Consider the following 21,173-nt stretch of genomic DNA (forward strand, 5'->3'; position numbering starts at 1 on the left):
ATCTTGCACTAAACTCTCGATCGCGCGATCGTATAACCGCGCCGTGTAACCTTTCTGCACTTATCCAGCAAGCCCTAGATATTACCCCCCCAACCCCCCCCGCGAGTAAGGCGGGGCTAAGACTTCATCCATAGCACATCTTTATAAAAATGGTATAATATCAAATCCTCTCTTCATCGGAATAGTAAATTAACAGTTAACAGTTAACAGTTAACAGTTAACAGTTAACATCATGTATGAGTGCAACCGGAATTGATATAACTCTCATCCTCAAACCCTCACCCACCGTCAACAATCGCATTTGGGTGGCGTTCAGAAAATCAGAAAAACAACAGCCAAAAATAAAACGGATGCTCGAATTGTACCAACTTCAATAAATTAATGCGCGATCGCGCTTCCCTCTCCTCCCTCTCTTCCCTCACTCAGCGCCCTCAGCGCTCTCTGCGGTTAAAAACTTCCAAAATTATCATACAAAAAAAGGGCTAGCAATTACGCCAGCCCCTCAACTAATTTGAGGCATTAAATTACAACTAATTTAAGATCTCAAATCTCAAAACAATCTAACTTCTGTCGATCGCTGCTACCGGCTCAAAACTCGGAACCACAACATCAGCATTCTGCTTAGTCAACTGGTTGTACAGCCTTTCAGTATTCGGGAAATTAGCAGCAGGGAGAGTCGGGAAGCGGCGGTAAGGAACAGTATCCTCGCCAAACGCTTCAGCATATTCAACGCTGTTCAACATCGCGTTGATAAAGCCCTTAATCCCTTGGCTTGCCAAGATTTGGTTGTACGTCCGAATCTCCGCTTGATTGCGAGGAGCGCGGCCCAAGAAGTGCTTCGTTCCCAACTCAATCACCTTAGTGTTGGGATAAGGTGCGTAGAACTGTTTCACGTACAGCGACGAGCAACCCAAAGCCTCAATAAACTCTTTGAGATTGATTTCATTGTTGCCCAGTTTGCTTTCGAGCGCTGTGAATTCATTCTTCACAACATACGGATGGATGTCGCGCTCAAAAACTTGACGGTAAGCAGCTTGAATTAAAGTTTTCAAAGCTACCTTGTCCGAAGTAGTCGTCAGCTTGAACACCTTAGTTTGTTCGCGCCGCTTGCTGACACCTTGAGCAATACGATTTTGCAACTCGACATCGCCCGGAGAGCCGGCAGTACCAAGTTCAACAAACCGAGGTGTTTCTGTCGCAGTCTCAACGTTGACTTTTTTCTCACCAAAGGAGCCTGTACGCATCGTCCGCATCGACAAACCAGCCGGAGTCACGTAGCGCTCGTAGGGGACTGTATCTTCCCCGAAAGCTTCGTTGTACTCCATGCTGTCCATGATGCCATCGACGAGGGCGTAGAAACCCTTCTTGGCGCAAATGTCAAAGTAAGCGTTCATTTCCTGGCGGCCGTAGGTAGGGCGTCCCAGGAGTCGGCGGTGGATGTACTCGATCGCCTTACAAACGTACAGCTTGCTCCAGTACATATTGCGGAACACGTCAGACTTCGCCAACATCCGAATAAACTCGCGCATCGGAATGTCGCCGTTTTCCAGCTTAATTTCCGCCACCTTTTGGCGCTGGCCGTCGAACACATCGCGACCGAACACTTGCAGGTAAGCAGCCCGAATCACCGCTTGGGTGGAGCTTTCGGTATATTTGACACTGGAAGCACTGCTGTAGCCGCTAGAGACACCGCGAGTTGATTTTTTCGGAGATGTGTAACCACCGGGGAGCTGGTCTAATTTAAAGACCTTGGGGCCGAGAGAGCCTGGAGCCTTACCCCTGGCATCCGGGTTGCTCAATTGGTTTTCAATACCAGCACCTTGACGGATCAGGATGCGTCGGGTGTCTTTACCGAAGGGAGCCGGACGGCTCTTGGGGTTGCGAGTTTCTTTCGGGAAAATCGCGCCGAACTGAATTTCTAAGGGGTCATTACCAACACCGTAAACGTGCTGGTCTGGTAGCGGCTGGGTGTAGCCGGCAAACAAGGTGATGAACTGAGGAACTTTGCGGAACGGAGCGCTGAAATTGAACAGATCAATTTGTGGGCCCCAGTTGCGGCATTCCTGAGCTTCCTGGCCCAAGCCGCGCAGGTAAGGAACTGTTTCTTCGCCGAAGTAGTCGGAATATTCCTGGGAATAAACCATTGCGTCTACGAGGCCTGCGAGGCCGCTTTTGGTGACGATCGCAAAATACTTGCTAAATTCCTCCCGCGAGCTCAAACCGCGGCCCAGGAAGTGGCGGGCTGCCAGTTCTACAGCGCGGCTGTTGACAAACGGCTCGTAGAATTGCTGGCGGTACAGAGGAGATGTACCCAAACGGCGGATAAACTCTTTCATCGAGATTTCGCCGTTTTTGACCTTTGATTCCAGGTCAGAAATGCTTTGGCTGTAAGCGCGGGTAATGTCGCGCTCGAATACTTGGCGGTAAGCTGCTTTGACTATTTCTTGCTTTTCGCCCGACGACAGACCGGTTTTCATCGCGAATTTCGATCGTCTCTCGGCTGCGTTGAAGTAGATTTGAGGCAGTTGCAGCCCTTGCTGGTCGTTGGTTTCCCGCTGGCGCACCTTGTCTGAAGGTGTCGGAGCTTTGAATTCGGTAATTGCTACGTCGAAATACTGTGCGACGATCGTGCGTCCGGCCTCATCATTCTTGAAATAACCCAAGGATGCAGCCTTCATTTCCTGCATTGCCACAATTGTAGCCGCGGAAGAGCAAGCATTTTCGATAATTTCCCGCAATCCGCGCACGTTCACCGAAATAATGTTCGGGTCGCCTGCGACGATCGCGTAGGTGATGTAGCGCAAAAACCAGCTCAAATCCCGCAGAGATTTGGTCATGTTGCTCGGGCCGTAGCGCGAGACATTAATCGGTTGAAATCCTGCTGGGATTGGGCCGCCGCCGCCGCCGCCGTTAGTCGAAAACAGATTTCCCAAGCCCAACAATCCGCCACCTGAACCCGAGCCGTTGCCGCCGCCACCCGCGCGACCCTCAACGTAGGTAACAGTTCCCAGTTTCATGCCATCAGAGACATTAACCGAGCCGCCACGAGCCGCACCAGCCATTGCCATCACGGGTTCTGCTGGTCTTTCCAAAAATGCCAGCGGGGAACCGCCGGTAAAAATTCGGTTGGCTGCCCGAGACACTATCAGTTCTGAGTTTCTCGTCAGCGTCTCAGAAATTGCGATCCTCATCGCACCGGAACTGAAATAAGTTGCCAGTTCGCTAAGTTCGCCCCGCTGTAGGAAGCGGTCTTGCTGTTCTGCTTGCGAAATCGTTGCGACCGGTACAGTTTGATATAGTTGCGGACGCGCAACTGAGCTTCCACCACTTGCTTTTACAGTCATTAGACTCCTTCGCTCCCTATCTAAATCGTTACAGCATTTACCCAGACTAACCTTGCCTTCTCATGCAAGTACAACTAGGTATTTTGCTTTGTTTACTTTTTGCCTTCACCTTTGAAGAGGTTGGGGCGCTTACTTTCTTAGATTAAAATGTTTTGGTTTCATCTTTCGTTCTGCCGGGAAATGTCCGACCCGAAGACAGGCACGCGGCACTTCCTCCGCCCTTGCTTTGCCCCTAGACCCCCGGCAAAAATTATTTGCAGGAAAGCTCGCGAGCGGGCGATCGCAGCAACTGCCGTTTATTCAGGAACAAGAAAATCCAAAATTTTCTTCTGCCTTTTGCTGGGCCTTTTACTTTTTGCCGAAAGACGCCTCCGCTTTACCCGAAAGCTCAGCATTGGGTGATTGACAGTCCTCGTTTGTTAAAAAGCCTGTCGAGACTTATTGTATAGATTCACGAGAGCTTATATGAGAAAAAATGATAAGTTTTATTACGCGCCAACTGTCAGTCGATTTGAAATTTGAGATTTTTGATTTGAGATTGACTCGCGCGAAACAATAACAGTTTACCACGTAGCGCCCTTCTGTCGGAGCTCGGGACAATCTCAACACTCACGCACTAACCCCTCACCCACCTATGAATACTACGCCCGATATCAGCGCTGCCGTGCGGCGGCTTTACGATACTTTTCCTTTTCCCCCCGATCCTTTGTCCGACGAACCGCCCCCCGGCTACAACTGGCGCTGGAGTTGGCCTGATGCTTACAATTTTTGCACTGGCCAAAAGCCGCCAAAACTCGATATTCGGATTTTAGATGCGGGCTGCGGCACTGGTTCGAGTACGGATTATCTGATTCACCTCAACCCGGAAGCGTCCGTAACGGCGATCGACCTTAGTTCCGGTGCTTTGAAGGTAGCACAAGAACGCTGCAGGCGATCGGGGGCGCGAGAAGCCGATTTTCGCCACCTCAGCATCTACGATGCGGCCGAGTTAGATGGCGAGTTTGATTTGATCAACTGCGTCGGCGTGCTCCACCACTTACCCGATCCGATCCGGGGCATTCAAGCGCTGGCGGCGAAGTTGGCGGAGGGCGGTTTGATGCACATTTTTGTGTATTCCCAGCTCGGCCGCTGGGAGATTCAACTGATGCAAAGGGCGATCGCACTTCTCCAAGGCCCGCAAAAAGGCGACTATGCTGATGGTGTGAAAGTCGGCCGTCAAATCTTTGCTTCTTTACCAGAAAACAACCGTCTTGTCAAGTACGAAAAACAGCGTTGGGCAGGAGAAAATCAGCGGGACGAATGTTTTGCTGATATGTACGTTCACCCGCAGGAAATTGACTACAACATCGAGACTTTGTTCGAGTTAATTGACGCTTCGGGATTGGAATTTCTCGGTTTTTCAAATCCGGGATATTGGCAGTTAGAAAGACTTTTGGGCAAAGCGCCGGAGTTGATAGAAAGAGCTCGGGGTTTGACGGAACGGGAGCTTTATCGATTAATTGAATTGTTGGATACGGAAATCACTCATTACGAGTTTTTCTTGGGTAAAAAGCCTGTTAATAAAGTTGATTGGTCGGACGATAAGGCACTTTTGGCTGCAATTCCTGAGTTGAGTGGTTGTATGCACGGTTGGCCTAGTCAACAAGTGTTTGATTGCAACTACCAATTGATCGATTTGTCAAGTGCTGAATTTGAGTTTCTGGAAGGTTGTTCACCCCCCCCAGCCCCCCCTTGTCAAGGGGGGGAGAAAGAGGTACAGAAGACTGTGGGAGAGATTTTGGCGGATGTGGAGATGGGATTGGATGAAGTGCGATCGATCTTATCAAAACAGCTAATTTTGCTCACGCCCGGTAAAATCTAAGGGCGGGATATGGGGCCCAACCCCTACTCCCCACAATCAAATTAGCTTTTTGTGGAACAGGCATCTTGCCTGTTCTTTGGTCGGAGTATAATTTCTGTTAAATTCCCAATTAATCAAGGCTTTACAGTTGGAGGATTAACAGCCGTAATTTGTGAATAACGAGCGAAATCAGCAATATTAAAAGTGAGGATATGGGTTAAACCATGAACTAGCATAGCAGCAACTAGCCGCGCATCATGAACATTGACACCTATAACCTTATACGTTATCACCAGTCGCTCCCATTCTTGATAAATTGCTTCGGTATCCAACAAGAGAGGAAAAAGCTGTTTTAAGCGATTAATTTCTGTCTCTGCTTCTATTGCAGTACGCCCTAATCCATTTCTCTGGATCGGGCGCGTGCAAACGTTCCAAAACTCGATCAAATTTTGGGGTACGATATAAAGTTGTTCCCCGCGATCGCGCAGAGTAATCACGGCATTGACAGCATCAGGATTCATTGGGTGTGCTGTATCCATGCTACGCAGCAGTATGTTTGTATCTACGAGAAACGGCATTTAACCTCTGTCTCCATAAATGCTCTCTCTGCTAATAGCTTCATCTGAAAGAGTGGGGAGATTTAGGGTACGATGACTGTCAACCCATTCTTGAAATGCTATTGACCATTCTGTTGGGGTAGCTGTTTCATAAAATGGACGTTGTTGAGGTTCAATTAGCTGTTTGAGCATCGCATCTAGTAATGGTTTAATCTGATCCGCCGTGCGGCTGGTGATTTTTGCCAAAACTTCAGTAATAGTCTGTATCTCTTGTTGGTGAGATTGCTGAAGATTGTGGAGCATAGTTATCCTTGAGTGTAAGTTTTTGGGTTGACGATAACAAAATTAATCGCACTTTTTAAGTTGATTTTAATATTATAACTCTAGCGCAAAGCCTAGGAAGTAGGCGATTGCTCGTTCCTAGACTCTTAGCCTGGGAACCAGTCCAAAACTTGTGCTGAGCGAAGTCGAAGTATCCCAAATGGATTGACACAGGCCCCCGTCTGCGGCTACGCTTTGAAGTTAGAGGTTGCTTTGCTTGTAGAGGAAGTAACCCGCGTCGCCCAAAAATCTAGTTGCACTGCCCAAAGCTGCTGGTAACAGCAATGGACAGCATAACCGCCAAACTGGGACTAGCAGTCTGGAGGCTAACGGAGTATCTTAACATCCTCTGTAGCCGCCCTGCTATGTGTTGAAATGCGGGGCGGCTGGGTTTTTGGGTTTTTCTAGAAAACCCAAAACCAGGAGAACATATTATGTCACAGGAATTCTTGCCTGACGACAACAAATTTGCTCGGCCAAATGACGACTCAGCAGCAGTATCGGAACAGGATGTGGTGTGTGTAACGGTGACAGGTTCGCCCAAGGGTGTCAGGGAAACCATACTCACTTTGTACCGTCTGGGATTTGCGGAAGTGGGTGATTGGAGTCCCGTACAGCGTGCAGCTAATCCGAAGCAAGTAATGAGTGTGCTGATTCGCCGTCGGAAGCGCAAAGCGTAGGTATTTGCTCGTTCCCAGGCTAGAGTCTGGGAACACATTCCATGAGCATCTGCCTCCTGTTTTTATTTTTATCCGCTAGCGAGGCAGAGCCTCTGGATCTCGGTTCCCAGGCTACAGCCTGGGAACCAGTTAAGAAAACCAACAAATATCAGGCACGTTACTTTACTAAATCAGGAAAGAGTAATTTTCTGAGGTAGAGACTAAAACCTCTAAAAATGCGTGTCTGTAAAAAGGATGAACAGAAGTCTCCCGCAAGGTTCGTTCAGTCAATTTGACCGATGCTGCTTAACAGTCGTTAGCGATTGAGTTAAAACTTAAACCTGTATAAATCCAAAATGCTGATTTAAAGCAACCATTTCTACATACAAACCAAAGAGGACTAAACATGGTAATTAGAGTTGATTTCTTGATGAAACATATTTGTCTTACTGGCATGGATGCTTGGGAATCTATATGTAAACCTCGCGATTCGCAATCACTAGCTGCTTGGTATTCACAAAACGGTCTTACAAATGTACAAATTGAAAAATGTTTAGATGATTGGGCTAAAATTGCACAACTAGATATTAATGATCCTCAGAATCTTCAAAAATTTATTAGTGTGGCTCAAAACGTTTCTGAAAGTCGTGAAAAAGAGCTAGGTAATCGCTTTAAATACTCTACTATGTTGTTTTTGAATGATCATCTGTACAGAGAACTGAATGAAGAAACTACAATAATTGCAGATATTTTATTCAGTGACTTTGGTAAAGCAAATTCAAAAATAATACCTGGTAAAAATAAAGATTGTAGAGAGTTTGATTATAAACCGTCTGAACCTATCCCTTTGGCAATAAATATCAGCAGAAAACCAGGTATACCACCGGAAGTGTTTCGTAATGTTATGGGAGTAACTGTTGGAGTTGATTCTAAAGGTAATTGTATTCATTTTGGTAAATTAACTGGTGGAGTTGCTGTTTAAAATGCGGGCAATGATAACTATGCTAACCATAGAAGTGTTAACACTCTAACCGTGCGAACCGCTGCGACCGTGGCAGCGCTCCGAGTGCTACCAGTGTCATCCGAGTCTAGTAGGGTGTGCAATTTTATTTCTTTATAAATGACTGATTTTTAATTTCTTTATAGGTGAATTCGACATCAAATAACGTTTTTTCATAGATTTAGACTTTCCGGCTAATTTAAGTAATGATTCGTTATAAATACTATCTACTAATACAGGTCTAACTTCTACTTCTACGGTTAACCCATCACCAATTGATTTTGTAAGACCTGAGCGTTCGTTTATATATGCTTTAAAAAGAAACAATAACTTAACAAAATGAACAGGATAAATTGATAAAGACGCATTCCTATTTACCCAAAATTCAAACACACTTGAATTTACCCATTGAATGAAAAAACCATATAAATTCTCACTGAGAATATACTCTTTGGGACTCCTCGTAGCTAGTAGAGCGATGATAGTCTGATTTACAAAAAACACAGATAAAGGATTCCATTTAATAGTCCTATCTTTCGTTAAATAAAAAGTTGCTACAATTGACGTGTTATGCCGCAAAGTTAAATATTCATACTCTTTATCTTTATCTTCATACCAACTAATACTAATTGTTTCGTAAGTTTTTCTTGCTATTCGTTGGTAAAATACTTTACCATTTTTGCTTTCTTTAATACGACACAAATAATATTCTAACTCAGTCGTTTCTAAGACTTCGGTTTTATAACTTCCTAAAAAAGAAGGTATTGTTACCATCTTAGGTTCAACTGTTTCTGTTTCTAAATCAGTATCTTGCGATAGTACCTCCTCTGTAAGGTTATCGTCATTAAAAGCCGTTAAACTTTTTTGTGCTTGTTGATATTCGCTCCCCAAATTAATATAACTTATTAATTTAATAGTTTTAGAAAAAACTTCGTCACAAGCATTATTAATAAAAATCTCTTTGTTAAAAAGAAACACATAGTATAAAACTTTTTTTAATATATCGGCACTAACAGGAAAACACAAATAATTAACTATATTTGAAAAAACTCTACACTCTATTTCCGATGATTTATTATGATACAAAGATAATGCTAATTTTTTAATATCTTCTCTTTTATTACTAAACTGACACAACCATGAATAGAGATCAATCTCATATAGATTTACTAAGATTTCACCTTCATTTATGCGCTGGTGAAGCTGTAAATTTGAAATTTTTTGATAGTAAACTATTCCTTCATAAATAATTTGTTGAATTTTCATCTGATAATTCTCTAAACTTTGTTTTTTTCCCTCAGAGCCCGTTTCTTGTGTAGTGGTATTGCTCTCAGTTCTCTCACTACAAGGAATGTTTCCAATATCTTTGTAATGTGAAAAGTGAGCTATTCTTTTTATACCTGGCTTATTGAAATCACTTGCCTTTTTAAAAAAGACAGCTTGCTCACATATTTCACATTTTAATAACAAGTTTTTATAGGATTCATAGTTTAGTCTATTATCCACAGCTAAAAATTTTTCATTTAATAAAATAGAAACAGCATTATCCATAATAATTAAATTAGTTTTTTGTAATTGTTATGCTCAGAAAAATTATAATAAATCACTTAATTTATTATAATTTTTCTATCTAAAGCGTTAAACCCCTATCTCTACAATATCATATCTATGTTAAACATCTACGATGCAACTCTGCCAGCCTTACCACTGCCACAGGTGGAATCATGCCAAAACCCGCTAGACCCCGCCAGATGGTGCATTTTGTAGCCTTGCTTGTGGTGTCGGGGCGATCGCCCCGTGTCGATCGGACAGTGCTACCCAGCTTGTTAATTCAATGAAAATCACTGCGGCCAACGCTTCCCTCGGATGTGTAAATATTTTAATAACAATAGCAATCATGGAAGGTAAAAGATGATACAAGCCCACAAACAAAAACTCACCTTTGAAGAATACCTCACCTACGAGGACGACACCGACAACCGCTACGAATTAATTGACGGAGACTTAGTAACATTGCCGCCAGAATCTGAACCCAACAACGCCATTGTCAGCTATCTGTTTTTAGTGCTTGTCAATACTGGCATCCCTTGGCGGTGTATCAAGCTTCACATCTGCGAAATCCAAGTTCCGATTCTGCGCGAGGGCGACGCAGCTAACCGTTACCCCGATTTAGTGATTTTGCGGCCCGAACACATATTGCTGACAGCATCTAGGCTAACTATCACCCTTGATATGCCGCCTCCTCAGTTGGTTGTCGAGGTTGTTAGTCCAGGTAGAGTTGGGCGCGATCGCGATTACATTAGCAAACGAGCCCAATATGCGGCGCGGGGCATCCCTGAGTATTGGATTGTTGACCCTCAAGAGCAAATTGTAGCCGTACTTCAACTAGAATCGGGTGAGTATGTCGAAGTTGGGATGTTTCAAGGGGAACAAACACTTGTTTCTCCAACATTTCCGCAGTTGAATTTAACGGCTGGACAAGTTTTGGGAGGAGAGTTTCAGTTGTAGAATGCGCCAAATTGCATAATTTTCCCCTAAGCTACCTTGGGGCAAATTTCGACTTTGACAGTCATACCTACTTTATTGAGCATTGCAATCAGACTGTCAACGGAAAACTGCCCTATTTTACCTTGAGTTAGAGCTTTGATTCGATCGTTGGACTGTTGGAGATGTTGAGCCGTTTGATCGAGAGTCCAACCGCGCTCTTTAATCTGATGAGTCAGGGCGAGAATTAGTTGCGATCGAATTAGTAAGTTATCAGCTTCTTCAGATGAGAATCCGAGGTCTAGAAAGATATTATCGACTGCTTGGGTAATAGTATTTTCGCTCATTGTTCCGGTTCTCTTGAGTTTAAACGATTTTGTAACAAATCTTGGTAGCGTTTCTGCCCAACTTCGATATTTTTCTTGGCGGTTTTCTGAGTTTTCTTTTGGAAGGCATGGAGCACATAAATAGCTTCTTCAAATCTAGCAATATAGAAAACCCGATAGGCATTTTCTGTCCGAATCCGAATTTCTTCAACGCCTTTACCTACGATCGACATCGGTTTAAAGTCTGGTGGTTGTATGCCCTGCTGGAGAGTCCAAAGTGAAAAACCGGCTTCTTTTCGGGCATCTTCAGGAAGAGATTGGATTTCTTCGCGGGCAGGGCCAACCCACCGAATCGGCTTGATGGTCATCGAGTTTGTTGAGAATCGAATACTGTGACAATTATACTCAAGTATTGCCTTAAGTATTTTATTTATTCAGCCCTCTATGTCGGTTAGTTCACCCGCCGATTTGAGACATGGTGCGGCTGTAATTTCCTTGAGTAGTTCCCGAATCTCGCTGCTTGAAATTAATCTCCGGTTTAATCTCCAATATGTGCCGCACTCGATCGCGCAATTCCCCTGTAGACACCCCATTCCGTAAAGAAGTTTTTAAGTCAATTTGCCCGGTTTCGTTCAGCAGACAAGGCCGCAGCCACCCGTCAGCAGACAAACGCATCCGATTGCACCGATCGCAAAAACACTCCGACATCTGACTGATAAATCCTAAAGTACCCTTCGCCCCCGGAATTTGAAACACATCCGCCGGCCCGTTACCGCGAATTCCCGACTCGGCTAACCCGTATTTATCGCTAATTTGTTGCCGCAAATCTGCTGATGCTACCCAACCTTTATCGCCAAATAAGTCGCCATTGCCGATCGGCATAAACTCAATAAATCTAACGTGCCAATTTCGGTTAATAGTTAACTCTGCCAAATCCAATATTTCCCCGTCATTCACACCGGGAATCACCACAACATTCAATTTCAGCGGGTCAAATCCAGCTTGATAAGCCGCTTGAATTCCTTCCCAAACTTGCATCCAGCGCGATCGTCCGCGACTACCAATTATCTTATCAAAAGTCTCCGGTTCCAAGGAATCCAAACTAATATTAATCCGGCGCAAACCTGCACTGTAGAGATTTTCGGCCATTCCCGCCAGCAAAAATCCGTTGGTTGTCATCGATAAATCTCGCGTTTCGGGCAAAGAGGCGATCGACCTCACCAAATCCACCACCCCAGGGCGCAGCAGCGGTTCCCCACCAGTCAGCCGAAACTTAGTAAATCCCACAGGTATAAAAACTTCGCGAAGCAGAGTTAACAATTCCGAGTGAGTTAACAACTGCTGCTGCAACACGTAGTCCAACTCGCTACCTTCCGGCATACAGTAGAGACAGCGGAAATTGCAGCGGTCTATCAAGCTAATCCGGAGGTAGTCTACGGTATCCATGTCAATAGTTTGTAATATTATTTAATTATAAATCCTGACTCGATTTTCTGCAATTATTAATTGAGAGCAAGAAACCTGCATCGATTACTCTCTCCTCAGCGCCCTCTGCGCCCTCTGCGGTAAATAAAAAAAAATCTCAATCACAAATCCAACAAACTTCCTACTCAACTTCTTCTCTCTCTTACTCTCTCCTCAGCGCCCTCTGCGCCCTCTGCGGTAAATAAAAAAAATCTCAATCACAAATCCAACAAACTTCCTACTCAATTTTTTCTCTCTCTTACTCTCTTCTCAGCGCCCTCTGCGCCCTCTGCGGTAAATCAAAAAAATCTCAATCACAAATCCAACAAACTCCCTAAATATATGTTCTTTGAATTTGAAGCTGACTTTGTAGAAGCCCTGCGCTGCGTTCCGATGCAGGTACGACTGAAATTAGATACTTGCGGGATTAAACTAAAGTTACAAGATTGGAATCACTTCAACCAAGCAGAACGTCAAATGCTTGTCGAGTTACCTTGTTTGACTGAATCAGAAATTAGCGATTACCGAGAACAGTTAAACCAAGTATTAATCAAACAGACTGGTCAACCGGGTACTGATTTGGCGGTTGATGAAAATCCCCCCTGGATGGATGCTGCAACTATACCGGAGTCTGTTTCTGCAAAAGCTCAAGAGTTGGATGTTGCGATTAGTTTGGCACAGTGGGCGAGTTTGCAGCCTCTGCAGCGGTTTGCTTTGATTAAGCTTAGTCGATCGAGCCACGAGAATAAAAACTTTCTCCCGGCGCTGCAAGAGTTTAAGGTGATTGATTGAGTTGGAGTTTTAATTAACCGCAGAAATTTACCGACCAGACGCCTGTTCTACAGAGGAGCGAGATCGGAGACTGATCCGCATTATATTAAAAGATTATATATATTGAGAAATACATCAAAAAAAAATATAATTGCAGTATAAAAACAGTGATTGTGGTAATGGCGATCGATCTGTGATACAACCGCTGCCTGCTACGAGCGTAAAACGTTTATGCTATGCACGCTTGCCTCGCCACAGTACCTCGGCTCTACTCTTCTCTGACGCCGATCGAAAAATTCATTTTTTTTTAAGTTATGTTACCTGCACATGGTATTATTCGATCTGAAGTGTACGAGCTGTAGCTTTTGTCACACTTATCGCTACAAGACGGTTTCAACCGAATTAATTGTAGTGGGAGTCAACTAACACCGACTGCTTTAAAAGTCAAGTAACCTTGTCAGATCAATCTCGCGCATCCATCGCTGAAACGGGGGACATCTCTCAGATAGGTTCGTCCGAACCGGAGTCCACCGACGCTATGCAAGATTTCTACAAACTTCAGCAACAGTTGTTTGTAGTCTCGCTCGCCTTCACGGGAATAGTTTTTGTCTCGGTGTGGATTTTTTATTCGCTCAACATTGCCCTAAATTACTTGATTGGGGCGATCGCCGGTGTGGTTTACTTGAGAATGTTGGCCAAAGACGTTGAACGTCTGGGCTCGCAAAAGATGAGTCTGAGTAAAAATAGGTTAGCTGTATTTATTGGGTTGATAGTAGTAGCAACTCAGTGGAACCAGCTACAGATTTTGCCCATATTTTTGGGATTTCTGACATATAAAGTCGCGATCGTCTTTTATATGCTGCAAAGCCTGTTTGTTCCAGACCCGCAAAACGGGTCAGGCAGTCGGTGAACCCTCCACTGTGTGAACTTCTTGTGAATGGAAATGCTAAATGTCTTAAATGCCTTTAATGCTTTTCCCCTCGCTGAGTTGGAAGTTGGTAAACATTTCTACTGGCACATCGGCAGTCTCAAAGTTCACGGACAGGTATTCATCACCTCCTGGATTGTGATTGCTCTCCTTGTAACAGCATCCCTGTTGGCAACTCGCAATATGCAGAGAATTCCACGCGGAATGCAAAACTTCATGGAGTATGCCTTAGAATTCATTCGAGACTTGGCTAGAAATCAACTTGGCGAGAAAGAGTACCGTCCCTGGTTGCCATTTATTGGCACTTTGTTCCTGTTTATTTTTGTATCCAATTGGTCGGGGGCTTTAGTTCCTTGGAAACTAATTAAGTTGCCAGAAGGCGAACTAGCTTCTCCGACTAACGACATCAACACGACGGTAGCACTTGCTTTGCTGACTTCTCTGGCATATTTTTATGCGGGTTTCAGCAGGCGGGGTTTGGGTTATTTTAGAAAGTACATCGAACCAACCCCAATTTTGTTGCCGATCGCGATTTTGGAAGATTTCACCAAGCCTCTTTCCCTAAGCTTCCGTTTATTTGGTAACATTTTAGCGGATGAATTAGTGGTAGCGGTTCTGGTGCTATTAGTTCCCCTGTTCGTACCTCTGCCCGTAATGATGTTGGGTCTGTTTACCAGTGCGATTCAAGCCTTGGTATTTGCCACCTTGGCAGGAGCCTACATTCACGAAGCATTGGAAGGACACGGCGACGAACATCACGATTAACTCCTCTGAATTGGCGAACGGTTAATAGTAATATCTCAGAAGTCAGGAGTCCAATCGATGACTGATGACTGATGACTAATGACTAATGACTAATTGCCGAATATCTGTCTTTCATTCTGTACACTAAGGTTAAGGAAATTTATCATGAATCCGACAATTGCTGCTGCTTCTGTTATCGCCGCTGGTCTAGCTATTGGTTTGGGCGCGATTGGACCTGGTATCGGTCAAGGTAATGCAGCCGGTCAAGCAGTAGAAGGTATTGCCCGCCAGCCGGAAGCAGAAGGCAAAATTCGCGGTACTCTCCTGCTGAGCTTAGCATTCATGGAATCCCTGACCATCTACGGTCTGGTTATTGCATTGGTATTGCTGTTTGCTAATCCTTTCGCTTAATACTGAAGGACTGCAAAAAAGGGGCGGATGTCTTTCCGCCCCAAAAACAAGGAGGAACTAAAAGTGTTTGATTTTGATGCAACTTTGCCTTTGATGGCGTTGCAGTTCCTAGCTTTGACGGTAATTATGAATGCGGTTTTCTATAAACCCATGACTAAGATGCTGGACGAGCGGGAGGAATACATCCGTACCACTAAAATTTCAGCTAAGGAACGCTTGGTGAAATCCCAGAATTTAGCGCAGGAATACCAACAAAAACTGGGAGAAACTCGCAAACAGTCTCAAGCCGTAATTGCTGCGGCTCAAGCAGATGCCAAAAAAATCGCGTCGGAAAAAGTAGCTGATGCTCAAAAAGAAGCTCAAGCGGCACGAGAAAAGGCAAGCTCTGAGATAGAGCAGCAAAAACAAGAGGCAATGCGCTCGCTAGAACAAGAGGTAGATACTCTGAGCCGACAAATTCTGGAAAAGTTATTAGGCACAGCATTGGTCAAATAGCTCGATCGAACAGTTTTAATTTTTGGGTAAAATTAAAAAGCTCAAATCTCAAATCGGTTCGTCCAACCTGCACGCGCAATTATGGAAGAGTATCATGGGGACTGTTTTATTGCTAGCCACAGAAGCTAGCGCAGAAGGTGGTTTCGGTTTAAATTTCGATATTTTTGAAACCAACCTGATTAACCTGATCATTGTTATTGGAGTGCTGTTTTACTTCGGGCGCGGCTTTTTAGGAAATATTCTTACCGAAAGACGCAACGCTATCGAAGAAGCGATTAAAGAAGCAGAAACGCGCCAAAAAGATGCAGCAGCAGCTTTAGCAGAACAACAGCAAAAATTGACTCAGGCTCAAGCAGAAGCGGAACGGATTCGAGCCGCTGCACAAGAAAATGCGATCGCAGCCAAAGAAGTAATTCTAGCTCAAGCGGCGCAGGACGTTGAACGCATGAAAGCAACAGCAGGTCAAGAGCTGGACGCAGAACGAGAAAAAGCCGTCGCTCAACTCAGAGCAAGAGTTGCTGCAATGGCACTAGAAAGAGTGGAAAGCCAGTTAAAAAATAGCTTGGACGAGAGCGCTCAACACCAATTAATCGATCGCAGCATTGCGTTACTCGGAGGCTAAAACGTGAGTACAGTCAGCACAGAAGTCTTGCAGCCTTACGCATCTGCCTTGATGTCACTGGCTCAGTCCAGCAATCTCTCAGAGAAGTTCGGCGAAGACATTCGTTCTTTACTTGACCTGCTAAAAAATTCGGAAGATTTGCGTCAATTTTTAGCCAATCCGCTGGTAAAATCGGATGCTAAAAAAGCCGTAATTAAGCAAATAGCGGGTGAAGAAATGAACCCCTTGATGCACAACTTTCTGAAGCTTTTAGTAGACAAAGGAAGGATTCTTTTTTTAGAAGGAATTGGTCAACAATACTTGGCCAAACTCCGAGAACTAAACCAAACAGTATTGGCAGAAGTTACATCTGCCGTCCCGCTTTCAGATGCTCAATTGCAGACTGTTCGCGAGAAAGTGCAGGCGATGACCAGCGCTAAAAATGTAGAAATTGAAACCAAAATAGACGCAGATTTAATCGGCGGTGTGGTAATCAAAGTAGGCTCTCAAATAATTGATGCCAGCCTGCGGGGACAATTGCGCCGTCTGGGAATTCGCTTGAATTCTTAATTGAAGGAAGAAGGAAGAAGGAAGAAGGAAGCCGGTATTCGGGAAGCATCAAAGAGGAAGCAGGAATAAGTGAATTTATGTTTTCAAGTTGTTAGTCCCAAATTCTTAGTACCAAATCTCAATTCTTTCTTGAAGAAGGGAGAAGGAAGAAGGAAGCCGGTATTCGGGAAGAATCAAACAGGAAGCAGGAATAAATGAATTTATGTTTTCGAGTTGCTAGTCCCAAATTCTTACTACCAAATCTCAATTCTTTCTTGCCGAAAACATCGATCGAAAACTGACAACTGACACATAATAATTAACATGGCAGCAATCAGACCTGACGAAATTAGCAGCATTATTCGCCAGCAAATTGAACAGTACGACCAAGATGTAAAAGTCTCTAACGTCGGTACTGTTTTGCAAGTAGGCGACGGCATTGCCCGGATTTATGGCTTGGATAAAGCTATGTCCGGCGAATTGCTAGAATTTGCCGACGGCACCGTGGGCATCGCACTGAACCTCGAACAAGATAACGTCGGTGCAGTGTTGATGGGCCAAGGCCTAGGCATTCAAGAAGGTTCGGTAGTTACTGCTACTGGCAGAATTGCTGAAGTCCCCGTTGGTGAAGCAATGTTGGGACGGGTAGTTGATGCTTTGGCGCGTCCGATTGACGGCAAGGGCGAAATTAAAACTACTGAGTCTCGGTTGATTGAATCTCCGGCACCAGGGATTGTTTCTCGCCGTTCTGTTTACGAACCGATGCAAACAGGAATTACCGCTATTGATGCGATGATTCCTGTGGGAAGAGGACAGCGGGAACTGATTATTGGCGACCGTCAAACCGGTAAAACTGCGATCGCAATTGACACAATCATCAACCAAAAATCGGAAGATGTAATTTGCGTCTACGTGGCGATCGGTCAAAAAGCTTCTACAGTAGCTAACATCGTCAACGTCCTGCAAGAAAAGGGCGCGATGGACTACACAATCGTCGTAGCAGCCAACGCTAGCGACCCCGCAACCCTGCAATATTTGGCGCCCTACACTGGTGCTAGCTTAGCCGAGTATTTCATGTACAAAGGCAAGCACACTTTGGTCATTTACGATGACCTTTCCAAGCAAGCACAGGCCTACCGCCAAATGTCCTTGTTGCTGCGCCGTCCTCCCGGTCGCGAAGCTTATCCCGGAGACGTGTTTTACCTGCACTCTCGCTTGCTAGAACGCGCTGCTAAATTGAGCGACGATTTGGGCGAAGGCAGCATGACTGCTTTGCCAATTATCGAAACCCAAGCTGGTGACGTTTCTGCTTACATTCCGACGAACGTAATTTCGATTACCGACGGTCAAATCTTCCTTTCTTCTGACTTGTTTAACTCTGGTTTGCGTCCAGCAGTAAACCCCGGTATTTCGGTATCGCGGGTAGGTTCTGCGGCTCAAACTAAGGCAATGAAAAAAGTAGCCGGTAAGGTGAAATTGGAATTGGCGCAGTTTGAAGAACTGGCAGCATTTTCTCAGTTTGCTTCTGACTTGGATAAAGCTACTCAAAATCAATTGGCGCGGGGTCAACGCTTGCGGGAACTGTTGAAACAGGACCAAAGTTCGCCCCTGCCGATGAACGAACAAGTGGCTATAATCTATGCCGGTATTAACGGCTACATGGATGATATCGCTGTGGAAAAAGTCACGAAGTTTACTGTTGGTTTGCGCGATTATTTACGGACTAGCAAGCCGAAGTACGGCGAAATCGTTCAAGGCGGCAAGGCATTGACTGATGAAGCTGAGAAGCTGCTGAAAGAAGGCATCGCAGAATACAAGCAAAGTTTCTTAGTGTCTGCGTAATTAGTCATCAGTCATCAGTCATTAGTCATTGGTCATTCGTTAAGTCGCAAATCCCCCCTAGTTTCCCTTAAGAAGGGGAGAACTGGAAGCAGTCAAAGTTCTCTTTGTTTAAGCAGGGAACTGGAAGCAGCCAAAGTTCTCTGAAAAATGGGAAATGGAAACACTCAAAGTCCCCCTTAAAAAGGGGGATTTAGGGGGATCGAGACTTGGCTGCAACCCTGATTTAGACTTTGTTTTAGCGTGATAGCTCACACAAATTGGTAATGCCGTGTCCCTACCACAGCTAAACTTAAAAACTGATGGCTGGGAACTAATAACTCGGAAATAAAGGCTAAGAAAAAAGGAGAAAGTTATGGCAAATCTCAAAACTATTCGCGATCGCATTAAATCGGTCAAGAACACTAAAAAGATTACAGAAGCAATGCGTTTGGTGGCTGCTGCTAAGGTGCGCCGCGCTCAAGAACAGGTGACTGCTACTCGGCCTTTTGCCGATCGCCTCGCAGAGGTATTGTACGGTTTGGCGGAACGCTTGCAGTTTGAAAGCCAGGATTTACCGCTGCTGAAAAAACGCGAAGTCAGAACAGTTGGACTTTTGGTAGTTTCGGGCGATCGGGGTTTGTGCGGTGGCTACAACAGCAACATCATCAGATACGCCGAAAATCGCGCTAAGGAAATCAAAGCTGAAGGCTTAGACTACAAATACGTGTTGGTAGGACGCAAAGCTACTCAGTATTTCCAGCGCCGCGAACAGCCGATCGATGCTACTTACACTAACTTAGAACAAATTCCGACAGCACCGGAAGCAGCGCTAATTGCTGACCAATTGCTGTCTCTGTTCCTGTCGGGAACTGTGGACAGAGTTGAACTAATTTACACCAAGTTTGTGTCGCTAATTAGTTCGCGTCCGGTAATCCAAACCTTGTTACCCCTCGATCCCCAAGGTTTGGAAAGTTCCGATGATGAAATCTTCCGCTTGACAACGAAAGGCGGACAGTTTCAAGTATCGCGGGAGAAGGTTGCTGCACCTACAAAGAGTTTGCCGGCCGACATGATTTTCGAGCAAGATCCGGCACAAATTCTGGAGGCACTTTTGCCTTTGTATTTGAACAACCAATTGCTGCGGGCTTTGCAAGAATCTGCCGCTAGCGAGTTGGCTGCACGGATGACGGCGATGAATAATGCTAGTGAGAATGCTAGCGATTTGATCCGTAGTTTGACGCTGACTTATAACAAGGCGCGGCAGGCGGCAATTACCCAGGAAATTCTGGAAGTTTCCGGCGGTGCTGAGGCGTTGAACGGCTAAGTTAGGGTTGACAATTTGTTGATTTTATGCTATGCGTCTGGGGGAACTCAGGCGCTTTTTTTATTTATAAAGTTGTTACAATTGACCACAATGTACTAACAAAGCCAAACTCAAGATTTTTTGCAGAAACCGGGTTTAAGCTGTTGCGGCATTTAAAATGTCTGTCAAAAAAAATCAAAGTCTTGTGGGGAGTAGGGGTTGGGCGTCCCGCCCACCCTGAATATACAATTTTTATTTGCGGAACAGCTTATGAGCGTAAATCATACCTAAATGACCTAAATTAACGCTCTGTAGCGTTTTTTGCGGAAAACGGCATTAATTGCACCCTTGCATGAGTATGCACTAAGGCATATAGTGTAACTAATGCACCTGTATGCAAAAAGCTGGTTTTTAGGCAAACTACATAAAAATGTCAAAATGTATATGTTGTAAAGCCTTGAGCCTGTATGGATGACAACAAGACTGTGGCTATTAGAGTAGAAATGCCCCCGGAATTGCGGAATCGATTTAAGTCGGCTGTTGCTAGGGAGGGTAAAAATATGAGAGATGTTTTGCTTGAATTTATGGAGGGATATGTCAAGCAGGCTGAGCAACCAAAAATAGAAGCAAGTCAAAATCAAAACAACACATAGCTGCTGCGTGCAGCGGTGGAGCGATCGCATACAGGAATCGTAAAAAGCGATCGCTCACTCCTGCACAATTTCCACCAAGTCTTCAATCATTACATCAAAGGTGCGGGCCAATTTGTGTATAGAAATAAAGTCAATCGTTGACACTCCCGGACAGCGGGCGTAGTGTCTGACGGTGCTGTAAATTACTCCCGATCGCTCTGAAACCTCTTTTAGCGTCCAACCTTTCTCAGCGGCGAATTCTCTAACTTTTAGTCTGACTAAACCCATACTTGACGAATGATGGTGTACCATCATAAGATATTTTTATTCCAAAAAGCGATCGCCTAATCTTCGACAATCTCATACAAATCTTCGACCATCACGTCAAAAGTCCTCGCCAACTTGTCCAAGGCTGTCACGTCAATTGTTGCTAATCCGGGCGATCGGGCATAGGTTCTCAGCGTACTGTAGACTACGCCCGATCGCTCTGAAACCTCTTTGATCGTCCAGCCTTTCTCAGCAGCAAACTCTCGAACCCGTAATCTAATTAAGCCCATAAGCTCTTCAGATGTGACTAATATCAGTCATGAAATTATACTACAAAAGGCGATCGACCTACTCTTTGACGACCTCAACCAAATCTTCCACCATCACATCAAAAGTACGTGCCAACTTGAGCAGACAAGTAAAATCAACCATTGCCATTCCCGGAGAACGTGAATAGGTGCTGAGGGTGCTGTAAATGACTCCCGATCGCTCCGAAACCTCTTTGATCGTCCAGCCTTTCTCAGCAGCAAATTCTTTAACCCGCAATCTAATTAAACCCATTGACAGAAAACTAGATTTAGTTTAGGATAATTTTATCGTAAAAAGCGATCGCCCCAACGTCTGGAAAACTTAAAGACGATCGCCTGTCAAAGTTC

At 44.7% G+C, this 21,173-nt stretch carries 26 protein-coding genes; 15 read left to right on the forward strand and 11 right to left on the reverse strand.

Annotated features, from left to right (window positions below; all coding sequences use genetic code 11):
- The first annotated feature begins 236 nt into the window (after positions 1 to 236).
- Positions 237 to 377 (forward strand): hypothetical protein, encoded by a 141-nt coding sequence (locus QUB13_RS28505; RefSeq protein ID WP_333387983.1) that lies wholly within the window; start codon positions 237 to 239, stop codon positions 375 to 377.
- A gap of 183 nt (positions 378 to 560) precedes the next feature.
- On the opposite strand, the gene QUB13_RS28510 is transcribed toward QUB13_RS28505, so the two are convergent.
- Positions 561 to 3,344 (reverse strand): phycobilisome rod-core linker polypeptide, encoded by a 2,784-nt coding sequence (locus QUB13_RS28510; protein ID WP_333387986.1) that lies wholly within the window; start codon positions 3,342 to 3,344, stop codon positions 561 to 563.
- Positions 3,345 to 3,978: 634 nt separating this feature from the next.
- On the opposite strand from QUB13_RS28510, the gene QUB13_RS28515 reads away from it, so the two are divergent.
- On the forward strand, positions 3,979 to 5,205 hold the full coding sequence (locus QUB13_RS28515) for a class I SAM-dependent methyltransferase (RefSeq protein WP_333387988.1): 1,227 nt from the start codon (positions 3,979 to 3,981) through the stop codon (positions 5,203 to 5,205).
- Between the two features lie 113 nt (positions 5,206 to 5,318).
- Here the strand turns inward: QUB13_RS28515 and QUB13_RS28520 are convergent, their stop codons facing one another.
- Both QUB13_RS28520 and QUB13_RS28525 read right to left on the reverse strand, forming a co-directional pair.
- Positions 5,319 to 5,762 carry a type II toxin-antitoxin system VapC family toxin gene (locus QUB13_RS28520; RefSeq protein ID WP_333387991.1) on the reverse strand — a complete coding sequence of 148 codons (444 nt, stop codon included), beginning with the start codon at positions 5,760 to 5,762 and terminating at the stop codon, positions 5,319 to 5,321.
- A complete protein-coding gene (locus QUB13_RS28525; protein WP_333387994.1) occupies positions 5,763 to 6,044 on the reverse strand; it encodes a hypothetical protein in 282 nt (93 codons plus the stop codon).
- Between the two features lie 452 nt (positions 6,045 to 6,496).
- Here QUB13_RS28525 and QUB13_RS28530 point away from each other — a divergent pair, with 452 nt between their 5' ends.
- Positions 6,497 to 6,742: a hypothetical protein gene (locus QUB13_RS28530; RefSeq protein WP_333387997.1), complete on the forward strand. Its 246-nt coding sequence runs from the start codon at positions 6,497 to 6,499 to the stop codon at positions 6,740 to 6,742.
- A 385-nt stretch (positions 6,743 to 7,127) separates the two neighbouring features.
- Positions 7,128 to 7,703, forward strand: coding sequence for a hypothetical protein (locus QUB13_RS28535; RefSeq protein ID WP_333388000.1), 576 nt, complete (start codon positions 7,128 to 7,130; stop codon positions 7,701 to 7,703).
- 132 nt (positions 7,704 to 7,835) lie between these two features.
- On the opposite strand, the gene QUB13_RS28540 is transcribed toward QUB13_RS28535, so the two are convergent.
- Together QUB13_RS28540 and QUB13_RS28545 are read right to left on the reverse strand one after the other, a co-directional pair.
- Positions 7,836 to 9,272, reverse strand: coding sequence for a hypothetical protein (locus tag QUB13_RS28540; RefSeq protein WP_333388003.1), 1,437 nt, complete (start codon positions 9,270 to 9,272; stop codon positions 7,836 to 7,838).
- A gap of 186 nt (positions 9,273 to 9,458) precedes the next feature.
- The gene (locus QUB13_RS28545; protein ID WP_333388004.1) at positions 9,459 to 9,620 is read right to left on the reverse strand and encodes a hypothetical protein; all 162 of its coding nucleotides are present in this window, start codon (positions 9,618 to 9,620) and stop codon (positions 9,459 to 9,461) included.
- 12 nt (positions 9,621 to 9,632) lie between these two features.
- Here QUB13_RS28545 and QUB13_RS28550 point away from each other — a divergent pair, with 12 nt between their 5' ends.
- The gene (locus QUB13_RS28550; RefSeq protein ID WP_333388007.1) at positions 9,633 to 10,229 is read left to right on the forward strand and encodes a Uma2 family endonuclease; all 597 of its coding nucleotides are present in this window, start codon (positions 9,633 to 9,635) and stop codon (positions 10,227 to 10,229) included.
- A 26-nt stretch (positions 10,230 to 10,255) separates the two neighbouring features.
- Here QUB13_RS28550 and QUB13_RS28555 read toward each other — a convergent pair whose 3' ends face one another.
- The 3 genes from QUB13_RS28555 to moaA all read right to left on the reverse strand — a co-directional run bounded on the left by QUB13_RS28555 (position 10,256) and on the right by moaA (position 11,977).
- Positions 10,256 to 10,552, reverse strand: a complete 297-nt coding sequence (locus tag QUB13_RS28555) for a helix-turn-helix domain-containing protein (protein WP_242717105.1) — start codon at positions 10,550 to 10,552, stop codon at positions 10,256 to 10,258.
- The gene (locus QUB13_RS28560; RefSeq protein ID WP_194061434.1) at positions 10,549 to 10,899 is read right to left on the reverse strand and encodes a type II toxin-antitoxin system RelE/ParE family toxin; all 351 of its coding nucleotides are present in this window, start codon (positions 10,897 to 10,899) and stop codon (positions 10,549 to 10,551) included. Before QUB13_RS28560 ends, QUB13_RS28555 begins: the two co-directional genes overlap by 4 nt.
- Before the next feature lie 88 nt (positions 10,900 to 10,987).
- Complete coding sequence (gene moaA / locus QUB13_RS28565; RefSeq protein WP_333388012.1) at positions 10,988 to 11,977, reverse strand: GTP 3',8-cyclase MoaA; 990 nt, start codon at positions 11,975 to 11,977, stop codon at positions 10,988 to 10,990.
- 360 nt (positions 11,978 to 12,337) lie between these two features.
- On the opposite strand from moaA, the gene QUB13_RS28570 reads away from it, so the two are divergent.
- The 10 genes from QUB13_RS28570 (at position 12,338) to QUB13_RS28615 (ending at position 20,271) form a co-directional block, all read left to right on the forward strand.
- Positions 12,338 to 12,787, forward strand: coding sequence for a nitrate reductase associated protein (locus QUB13_RS28570; protein ID WP_333388015.1), 450 nt, complete (start codon positions 12,338 to 12,340; stop codon positions 12,785 to 12,787).
- A 433-nt stretch (positions 12,788 to 13,220) separates the two neighbouring features.
- Positions 13,221 to 13,676 carry an ATP synthase subunit I gene (locus QUB13_RS28575; RefSeq protein WP_442921524.1) on the forward strand — a complete coding sequence of 152 codons (456 nt, stop codon included), beginning with the start codon at positions 13,221 to 13,223 and terminating at the stop codon, positions 13,674 to 13,676.
- Between the two features lie 27 nt (positions 13,677 to 13,703).
- Positions 13,704 to 14,459 carry a F0F1 ATP synthase subunit A gene (atpB, locus tag QUB13_RS28580; RefSeq protein WP_333087957.1) on the forward strand — a complete coding sequence of 252 codons (756 nt, stop codon included), beginning with the start codon at positions 13,704 to 13,706 and terminating at the stop codon, positions 14,457 to 14,459.
- A gap of 144 nt (positions 14,460 to 14,603) precedes the next feature.
- Complete coding sequence (atpE, locus tag QUB13_RS28585; RefSeq protein ID WP_193972048.1) at positions 14,604 to 14,849, forward strand: ATP synthase F0 subunit C; 246 nt, start codon at positions 14,604 to 14,606, stop codon at positions 14,847 to 14,849.
- 27 nt (positions 14,850 to 14,876) lie between these two features.
- Positions 14,877 to 15,344 (forward strand): F0F1 ATP synthase subunit B', encoded by a 468-nt coding sequence (locus QUB13_RS28590; protein ID WP_333087953.1) that lies wholly within the window; start codon positions 14,877 to 14,879, stop codon positions 15,342 to 15,344.
- A gap of 94 nt (positions 15,345 to 15,438) precedes the next feature.
- The gene (locus QUB13_RS28595; protein WP_333088403.1) at positions 15,439 to 15,966 is read left to right on the forward strand and encodes a F0F1 ATP synthase subunit B; all 528 of its coding nucleotides are present in this window, start codon (positions 15,439 to 15,441) and stop codon (positions 15,964 to 15,966) included.
- A gap of 3 nt (positions 15,967 to 15,969) precedes the next feature.
- The gene (gene atpH / locus QUB13_RS28600; RefSeq protein WP_333113871.1) at positions 15,970 to 16,515 is read left to right on the forward strand and encodes an ATP synthase F1 subunit delta; all 546 of its coding nucleotides are present in this window, start codon (positions 15,970 to 15,972) and stop codon (positions 16,513 to 16,515) included.
- Positions 16,516 to 16,818: 303 nt separating this feature from the next.
- On the forward strand, positions 16,819 to 18,336 hold the full coding sequence (gene atpA, locus QUB13_RS28605) for a F0F1 ATP synthase subunit alpha (protein WP_194066533.1): 1,518 nt from the start codon (positions 16,819 to 16,821) through the stop codon (positions 18,334 to 18,336).
- A 352-nt stretch (positions 18,337 to 18,688) separates the two neighbouring features.
- Positions 18,689 to 19,639: a F0F1 ATP synthase subunit gamma gene (locus QUB13_RS28610; protein ID WP_194066534.1), complete on the forward strand. Its 951-nt coding sequence runs from the start codon at positions 18,689 to 18,691 to the stop codon at positions 19,637 to 19,639.
- A gap of 446 nt (positions 19,640 to 20,085) precedes the next feature.
- Positions 20,086 to 20,271 (forward strand): hypothetical protein, encoded by a 186-nt coding sequence (locus QUB13_RS28615; RefSeq protein ID WP_293331339.1) that lies wholly within the window; start codon positions 20,086 to 20,088, stop codon positions 20,269 to 20,271.
- Between the two features lie 54 nt (positions 20,272 to 20,325).
- Here QUB13_RS28615 and QUB13_RS28620 read toward each other — a convergent pair whose 3' ends face one another.
- The 3 genes from QUB13_RS28620 to QUB13_RS28630 are packed head-to-tail and all read right to left on the reverse strand — an operon-like array spanning position 20,326 to position 21,078.
- Complete coding sequence (locus QUB13_RS28620; protein WP_106149042.1) at positions 20,326 to 20,538, reverse strand: helix-turn-helix domain-containing protein; 213 nt, start codon at positions 20,536 to 20,538, stop codon at positions 20,326 to 20,328.
- Between the two features lie 56 nt (positions 20,539 to 20,594).
- Entirely contained in the window at positions 20,595 to 20,807 is a 213-nt protein-coding gene (locus tag QUB13_RS28625; RefSeq protein ID WP_106333817.1) for a helix-turn-helix domain-containing protein, read from the reverse strand.
- 58 nt (positions 20,808 to 20,865) lie between these two features.
- Positions 20,866 to 21,078: a helix-turn-helix domain-containing protein gene (locus tag QUB13_RS28630; RefSeq protein WP_194009260.1), complete on the reverse strand. Its 213-nt coding sequence runs from the start codon at positions 21,076 to 21,078 to the stop codon at positions 20,866 to 20,868.
- Positions 21,079 to 21,173 lie beyond the last annotated feature (95 nt).

This window comes from Microcoleus sp. B4-D4 (assembly GCF_036705185.1).
Lineage (GTDB): Bacteria > Cyanobacteriota > Cyanobacteriia > Cyanobacteriales > Microcoleaceae > Microcoleus.

Coding starts and splice junctions, on each gene's coding strand:
- QUB13_RS28505 (WP_333387983.1), top strand. CDS start 237: ATGAGTGCAACCGGAATTGATATAACTCTCATCCTCAAACCCTCACCC.
- QUB13_RS28510 (WP_333387986.1), bottom strand. CDS start 3,344: ATGACTGTAAAAGCAAGTGGTGGAAGCTCAGTTGCGCGTCCGCAACTA.
- QUB13_RS28515 (WP_333387988.1), top strand. CDS start 3,979: ATGAATACTACGCCCGATATCAGCGCTGCCGTGCGGCGGCTTTACGAT.
- QUB13_RS28520 (WP_333387991.1), bottom strand. CDS start 5,762: ATGCCGTTTCTCGTAGATACAAACATACTGCTGCGTAGCATGGATACA.
- QUB13_RS28525 (WP_333387994.1), bottom strand. CDS start 6,044: ATGCTCCACAATCTTCAGCAATCTCACCAACAAGAGATACAGACTATT.
- QUB13_RS28530 (WP_333387997.1), top strand. CDS start 6,497: ATGTCACAGGAATTCTTGCCTGACGACAACAAATTTGCTCGGCCAAAT.
- QUB13_RS28535 (WP_333388000.1), top strand. CDS start 7,128: ATGGTAATTAGAGTTGATTTCTTGATGAAACATATTTGTCTTACTGGC.
- QUB13_RS28540 (WP_333388003.1), bottom strand. CDS start 9,272: ATGGATAATGCTGTTTCTATTTTATTAAATGAAAAATTTTTAGCTGTG.
- QUB13_RS28545 (WP_333388004.1), bottom strand. CDS start 9,620: ATGATTGCTATTGTTATTAAAATATTTACACATCCGAGGGAAGCGTTG.
- QUB13_RS28550 (WP_333388007.1), top strand. CDS start 9,633: ATGATACAAGCCCACAAACAAAAACTCACCTTTGAAGAATACCTCACC.
- QUB13_RS28555 (WP_242717105.1), bottom strand. CDS start 10,552: ATGAGCGAAAATACTATTACCCAAGCAGTCGATAATATCTTTCTAGAC.
- QUB13_RS28560 (WP_194061434.1), bottom strand. CDS start 10,899: ATGACCATCAAGCCGATTCGGTGGGTTGGCCCTGCCCGCGAAGAAATC.
- moaA (WP_333388012.1), bottom strand. CDS start 11,977: ATGGATACCGTAGACTACCTCCGGATTAGCTTGATAGACCGCTGCAAT.
- QUB13_RS28570 (WP_333388015.1), top strand. CDS start 12,338: ATGTTCTTTGAATTTGAAGCTGACTTTGTAGAAGCCCTGCGCTGCGTT.
- atpB (WP_333087957.1), top strand. CDS start 13,704: ATGGAAATGCTAAATGTCTTAAATGCCTTTAATGCTTTTCCCCTCGCT.
- atpE (WP_193972048.1), top strand. CDS start 14,604: ATGAATCCGACAATTGCTGCTGCTTCTGTTATCGCCGCTGGTCTAGCT.
- QUB13_RS28590 (WP_333087953.1), top strand. CDS start 14,877: ATGTCTTTCCGCCCCAAAAACAAGGAGGAACTAAAAGTGTTTGATTTT.
- QUB13_RS28595 (WP_333088403.1), top strand. CDS start 15,439: ATGGGGACTGTTTTATTGCTAGCCACAGAAGCTAGCGCAGAAGGTGGT.
- atpA (WP_194066533.1), top strand. CDS start 16,819: ATGGCAGCAATCAGACCTGACGAAATTAGCAGCATTATTCGCCAGCAA.
- QUB13_RS28610 (WP_194066534.1), top strand. CDS start 18,689: ATGGCAAATCTCAAAACTATTCGCGATCGCATTAAATCGGTCAAGAAC.
- QUB13_RS28615 (WP_293331339.1), top strand. CDS start 20,086: ATGGATGACAACAAGACTGTGGCTATTAGAGTAGAAATGCCCCCGGAA.
- QUB13_RS28620 (WP_106149042.1), bottom strand. CDS start 20,538: ATGGGTTTAGTCAGACTAAAAGTTAGAGAATTCGCCGCTGAGAAAGGT.
- QUB13_RS28625 (WP_106333817.1), bottom strand. CDS start 20,807: ATGGGCTTAATTAGATTACGGGTTCGAGAGTTTGCTGCTGAGAAAGGC.
- QUB13_RS28630 (WP_194009260.1), bottom strand. CDS start 21,078: ATGGGTTTAATTAGATTGCGGGTTAAAGAATTTGCTGCTGAGAAAGGC.